Source organism: Parabacteroides sp. ZJ-118, assembly GCF_011038785.1.
Lineage (GTDB): Bacteria > Bacteroidota > Bacteroidia > Bacteroidales > Tannerellaceae > Parabacteroides.
The window spans coordinates 1-5,616 of sequence record NZ_JAAKDT010000072.1 but is presented as its reverse complement, the minus strand read 5'-3'; the positions used below and the strand labels follow the sequence as shown (position 1 = coordinate 5,616).

General features: G+C 40.7%; 7 protein-coding genes and 1 pseudogene. 3 read left to right on the top strand and 5 right to left on the bottom strand.

What is annotated here, in order from left to right; translation table 11 throughout:
• The 3 genes from G7Y39_RS13570 to G7Y39_RS12930 form a co-directional block, all read right to left on the bottom strand.
• Positions 1-187, bottom strand: a 187-nt coding sequence (locus tag G7Y39_RS13570) for a hypothetical protein (RefSeq protein ID WP_370520378.1), incomplete at its 3' end; no start/stop codon positions are given.
• A gap of 154 nt (positions 188-341) precedes the next feature.
• Positions 342-512 carry a hypothetical protein gene (locus tag G7Y39_RS12935; RefSeq protein WP_165157856.1) on the bottom strand — a complete coding sequence of 57 codons (171 nt, stop codon included), beginning with the start codon at positions 510-512 and terminating at the stop codon, positions 342-344.
• Between the two features lie 68 nt (positions 513-580).
• Positions 581-754 (bottom strand): hypothetical protein, encoded by a 174-nt coding sequence (locus G7Y39_RS12930; RefSeq protein WP_304622127.1) that lies wholly within the window; start codon positions 752-754, stop codon positions 581-583.
• A gap of 961 nt (positions 755-1,715) precedes the next feature.
• On the opposite strand from G7Y39_RS12930, the gene G7Y39_RS12925 reads away from it, so the two are divergent.
• Positions 1,716-3,293: a leucine-rich repeat domain-containing protein gene (locus G7Y39_RS12925; RefSeq protein ID WP_165157855.1), complete on the top strand. Its 1,578-nt coding sequence runs from the start codon at positions 1,716-1,718 to the stop codon at positions 3,291-3,293.
• A gap of 347 nt (positions 3,294-3,640) precedes the next feature.
• Here the strand turns inward: G7Y39_RS12925 and G7Y39_RS12920 are convergent.
• Positions 3,641-3,721 (bottom strand): annotated as a pseudogene (locus tag G7Y39_RS12920) (DUF3408 domain-containing protein); the annotation flags it as partial.
• 237 nt (positions 3,722-3,958) lie between these two features.
• Between G7Y39_RS12920 and G7Y39_RS12915 the strand changes: the two are divergent.
• Both G7Y39_RS12915 and G7Y39_RS12910 read left to right on the top strand, forming a co-directional pair.
• Complete coding sequence (locus G7Y39_RS12915; RefSeq protein ID WP_165157854.1) at positions 3,959-4,228, top strand: hypothetical protein; 270 nt, start codon at positions 3,959-3,961, stop codon at positions 4,226-4,228.
• Between the two features lie 183 nt (positions 4,229-4,411).
• Complete coding sequence (locus G7Y39_RS12910; protein ID WP_165157853.1) at positions 4,412-4,858, top strand: hypothetical protein; 447 nt, start codon at positions 4,412-4,414, stop codon at positions 4,856-4,858.
• Between the two features lie 550 nt (positions 4,859-5,408).
• Here the strand turns inward: G7Y39_RS12910 and G7Y39_RS13565 are convergent.
• The coding region (locus tag G7Y39_RS13565) for a hypothetical protein (protein WP_206225174.1) at positions 5,409-5,616 on the bottom strand (208 nt) is incomplete at its 5' end.

Genomic DNA, 5,616 nt, shown 5'->3' with positions numbered 1-5,616 from the left:
GGCATTGGAATACTGTCAGCAGCTTGTACACGCAGTTGCGCTTGCTTGTCACGGCAAGCGTGTCACGTTCGGTCATTTTGACCTGGGTGAGAACCAAGCTTATGCTCTGCATAGCTGATGTCATATCAGAATTCTTGAAAAATGTTTTGATATCCGAGAGGAAAGGAGTAACTTTGTGTATCGACATGGGCTTGAGTTATTTTTGTTTTTGCACCTTAAAATTACTCGTTTTCTTGCAATTATGCAAGAGTCCATGTCGATTTTTATATCCCTACCGCTGGAAATCAGCACTTGCGAAACTTGAATCAGTCAATTACACTTTCATCAAAATTTGATTTTTTTCATTTCTGTATGGTGTCCCAGTGCATGCTTTCGATAGACCAATGTTGGCGCACCAATGGGCCAAACTCCGGAGTGTTCGTTGGCAAGCTGCTCACATACAGCCGTTTTTCAGAGGTATGTACGCCTGTTGACTTCTTTATCGTGTCGGCTTCATATTCTATAATCGTCATGTTGCCGCCCCATTTTTCTCTGTCCGCGATGACATCAAGTCCGTCATAGACACGGTAGGTCCTCGTCTCTATCCTGCCATGGCCCCGAGTTCCGGCCCTTCCGTATATGAATAAAGCGGCGTGTGCTTCTTCAGCCTGTCCTCAACTCCGTAGCGCAGAGAACGTTGGTTCGCCTTTAGCTCTATCAGGAAATCACTTTCCTTCTTTCTGATTTTGTCGATGATATCCTTCTGCATGGACATGGCGTCGGCGGTGACTATCTTTCCGGATATGTTGATTTTGTCGATAAGTAGCGGGAGACGGCCTTTATCTCATTGCTTTTTTCCAGGCAGGCCCTCGGTTGCCAGTATGATGCCGGTGTTGAACGAATACGCCGACACTATATCCGGATTGCGCCCGTTCTCCTGAACAGTCCCTCGTTCGGCCTTGCCGTCTACACAGATTCTATTCTGCTTCTTTTTGCCATGCCCGCCGGATACGAAAAAAGCCCCAAAGTATTTAACTTCAGGACTTCACTTTATCTTGCTTCCCTTGAAAGCGGTCCGTACGGGACTCGAACCAAAATTCCAACGTCCTTTGCACCAATGTCTTAATTCATTAAGATTTTCAAAGTCCAACATTTAATCCAACGTGAATAGTTCGCTGTTCTGCTCCGCTTTTGATAGCTGATTGGAACGGTGCAAAGATATGATTTTTCTTTTGGATAGAAAATATTATTGCATTTAAAATGCAGTGTCATTCTCAAAATAGATACAGGGTTTAGATTGCATTATATTGCATACCAGTTATCAATAGGTTGTAATACCTGATTAAAACCAACTTATGGTATATGTCGTAAAACTTACCCATAATGAAATAAGCTGCATTATCCACAATGTCGCTATGATGCTGTATAATAATTGTTTACAGAGTTGTCTGCTAATATTTGCAGTGCGCTCTAAGCGCCTATATCTATCATATTATTTGCCGATTTCTACAAAAGAATGTAAAAATGACTTCATGGTTAAAAATATTCCTTACAAAAAAGTAAACTTGTCTGATTTATTCGTATCTTCGTCACTGTCAAGGATTGCTTGGCTTTTTATTGCAACATGAGGTTAAGTGAGTCTTTGATATGGTAAGAACTTCGTCAATTTCTTGTTGATTAGAGTCTTATTAGGTGCAAGATTATGATGTTGTGGAATTAAGGTTAAATATAATATAATGAAAATTGTTAAGATAGAAAACTCAGTTCCCGGAAATCTTTCATGCTACTTTAAAGAGAATGGTGCAATTATAACAGCTGGGAATATAACATTTTCCGAGGAAGATCCCATAGAATTAGAAATTGAAGGATGTCTTAATAGTAAAGATGTCAAGTATTTTAGGCTTTTATGTGGTGGTACTTGTGATTTTGGACGTAACAGATTGAAAGGAAAAATAAAGATTTTAAATTTAGCTGAAGCAACATTTGTGTCTGATAAAGACTGGTATTTTACTGCACAATCAGAATATGGCTATACAGCTTATTACACGACTGTACCTCAAACTATTACAAGTTATATGTTTGCCAAATTGGAAAAGCTCGAGAAGATAATACTTCCAAGTGATATTATGACAATTGAAAGGAATGCTTTTTATAACTGTTCAGCAAGGGAAATAATACTTCCTGATAGCATTCAATTATTGGAAGAAGAATCATTTGAGCGTTGTGCTATTGAGACTGTATACGTGAATGCAATTAAGATTAAACAGAAATGTTTTAGCGGATGCAGTCAATTAAAAGAAATAACTTTCGGGGAAAAGGTTAAACATATCAATGGAGCATTTGACTATAATATCAGTCTTCAAAGAATAGAATTGGCAAGCAGTAATAAAAATTTAAGAATGTTGGATTATGGCGTTGTTAATTCTAAAGGTACACAGTTTATGTTATATGTGCAAAGAGTCGGGTGTACGGAACTGGTTGTACCAGAAAATATTGAACGTATTTGTGGCGGTGCATTCCAAGGCGTAAAAATCCTTACAAATATTATACTGCCAGATTCACTCCAATATATTGGACGTAGAGCTTTTTTTCAAACTCAAATAGAAGAGATTCATATCCCACTTGAAGTCAAATCAATTTCCAGCAATGCATTTCCATCTACACTGAAACGCATTTATTTTCACTCTGCCATTCCACCAGAAATGAAAAATGCCTATATGTTCGGGAAAGAAATAAGCATATACGTTCCAAAGGACTGCATAGAACAATACAAAAAGGTGTTTGAGTATTACATAGATTCTGTTCAAGAGGCTGATTATGAAGCACAGGTGAGGAAACCGAAAAAGGAAGTAAAAAACAAGGCATTCTACAGAACATTGGTGAATGAAATTAGGGAATTATCTGCGATGGAAATTGCCCATTATAGCATTTCATTTACGCAAGGACGTTTTTCTGGAGAATCATTCCTGAATGTTTGGAAATCAAATCTCTATTACATAAAATGGATGGTAAGATTAGGAAAGATTACCAATATAGCTAATGAGGTATTTACATATCTCTTAAATCACTATCCGCTAAAACGGACTGCGATCAATAATCTTAAAGCATTTTTAGCCATAAGTCAGATAAAACGTGCGAGAAGAAAAGCCGAAGAGGAAAATCGAATCAAAGAAGAAGAAGAACGGATTAAAGAAGAATATTTTGAATACCTTGAAGAACAAGCATGGCGTCAAGAGGAAGAAGACATCAAAGAAGCAAATCGGCAGTTTGAGGATATGATGAACGAGTATGATGCTTGGTGGAATATTGACTGAAAAAATTATTGGGGATTAGTCCTCTGTGGTCATCTTCACCGTGATGCGGTACTTCTATTTCTCGGCAGCACTCTTGACGGGACGGCCGCCTTTGCCTGCCTGTTCCCGTCCGTCATTCTTTACTTTTTCGCTTTTCATGATTATCAAATTTTTACTCTGTTTATTGGTTGCAATAATTCCACAGGATATAGACCAACGGGATGTGGCTTCCCTGCGAGGTTTGGAGCGGGGCAAGCGGTTTCGGTCTGCCCGAAACATAAACTTGCCTCCTCCAAACTCCGTTACAAGTAATTTGGAGCATCCCTGAAAGATACCCCGAAAACACTCCCGTTGGTCGGTCTTAATTCCTACAATTTACGCCATTGGTCGATGTCGTTCCCGTAAGCGGCAAGGTGTTGTCGGGCGAGGTTCTCGACCAGTCCCGACACATATCATATTTATCGGATCGTTTACATACTGTAAGTGACTCTCTTTCACTTCCTAAACGAACCCATTAGTGCCAGTAAACGGGATGCTTTTTATATGCCTTGTATTCATGAACTTCTGAAATACGCCCAAAAAGAAAGAAAAACGGGGCTAAAAATTGCTTTTCCGGCAACCCATACCTGGTTTTCCAAACAAAAAGACTATCTTTGTCGGGTGTATAACATTAAAACCATGGAGCCATGATAAAATATGTTATTCAAGCCAAGACGAACATTTTGCCAGAGAACAAAGATGTGAAGTATTATCCGCAGATTGCACCCGCCACGCCGCTGACGCTCGCACAAATCACGAGGTGCATAGAGAAACGCTCCACGGCGTCGAGTGCTGACGTGAAGGCGGTGCTTGATGCCTTACAGAACGGCAACAGAGTGCAACTTGGCGACCTCGGCTCGTTCCGCCTGATGATAAAGGCGAACGGTGTGGCGACTGCTGCCGAGGCGAAGCGTTAGGGCGCGAATCTCATCAGGGAAGAGAGTGTGCGGTTCACGAAGAGCGCGACGCCTTCACCGATGATGGACTCGACTTTAAGCTGCAGGCGTACATCGTGGATGCCAAGGACTGAAAGTTGGGCAACACGGAATCTCAACAATCTCTATATAAGGTGATTTAATAAAGATAAAAACATTTTTATTATGTTTGATGAAGAAGTTTTAAAAGACCTGCAAGTTTCAATGGACCGAATAACATATTATACATGTCCTTATTGCGGAAAACGTAGTCTTGTGAGTGAAGCAACAATAGTGTCACAAAAATACAAGACAATTAGTAGAGAAACAAAAATAAAAACAGGTTGTTTGGGGAAAATGTATGCAGAAACAACAGAGGTTTATTCTGCATATAATATTAGGATATGTAAAGATTGCGCAAGAAAACAAGGAATAAGAACTAAGACAATAGCACTGCTTTGTTGGATCATACTCCCGTCCATAATTGGATTTATTAAGATGAGTTGGGTCTCGTTTTTCTGTTCCATATTCTTAGGATTAATTTTGTCTGGCATAGTATTTTGTATCGTAGAACAAAAAGTAGATGTGGAAGATGCTTTTGAAAAAAATGCAATAGCTCCGCCTACCGATTGACGGGCACCTGATTTTCTTGAAGGAGCGAAGTTTGCCGTCTGCCCCGTCTTGCGGCAGCAATGAACAACATCCAACAAGAAGAGAAAAAGAACGGCTTACGGATGAAGCATCAAAACCCCGCTTCGTCTGTAAGCTGTTCTTTCTTTTTGTCTCTTCTGATTTCCCGTCAGTCGCTTGTTTCCGTTGCCGGATGCCTTTTCAGTGTGTGGCAGGCAGCGGCAAGGTTTTCGGGCTGAATACGCTCAAACTTGTTTGAGGAAGATTCTGCCCGGAACGGCTCTGCCGCCCGACCTTGCGGCTGACATCAAAGCCACGCACTACCTTTGCATCCGTACATCGGGAACAAGTGGCTGACGGAAAGAAGCTCAACAATACCATAGGTTGCCGCCCATGCCACAGGAAACGAACAGCATCGCTTGTGTATCTTTCCTCCTTGCACAGATTCTATCCATTACAAATTGTCTAAATGCAAAACTCTCTTTACTGCATATTCTGAATGCAACGGCTATAACCATTTCACCCACATTGCCACAATAGACCTTTCGTAAGGTTAAACAATCTTTAATTTCGATGGTTTTATGCGGTTTTTGCTGTGTCTATGTGTTAAAATCAGGTTATTTTGGTTCCATACCCCCCTCTGTAGTACCCCCAGACTTTTGGCTGTCGTCGGTACAATGCCGACCTTTGTCCCATGCACATAGGAACAGTCTATAAAACCAACAGCAAGGGTGAACGCAAAGCCTACTATCGCCTTGAGG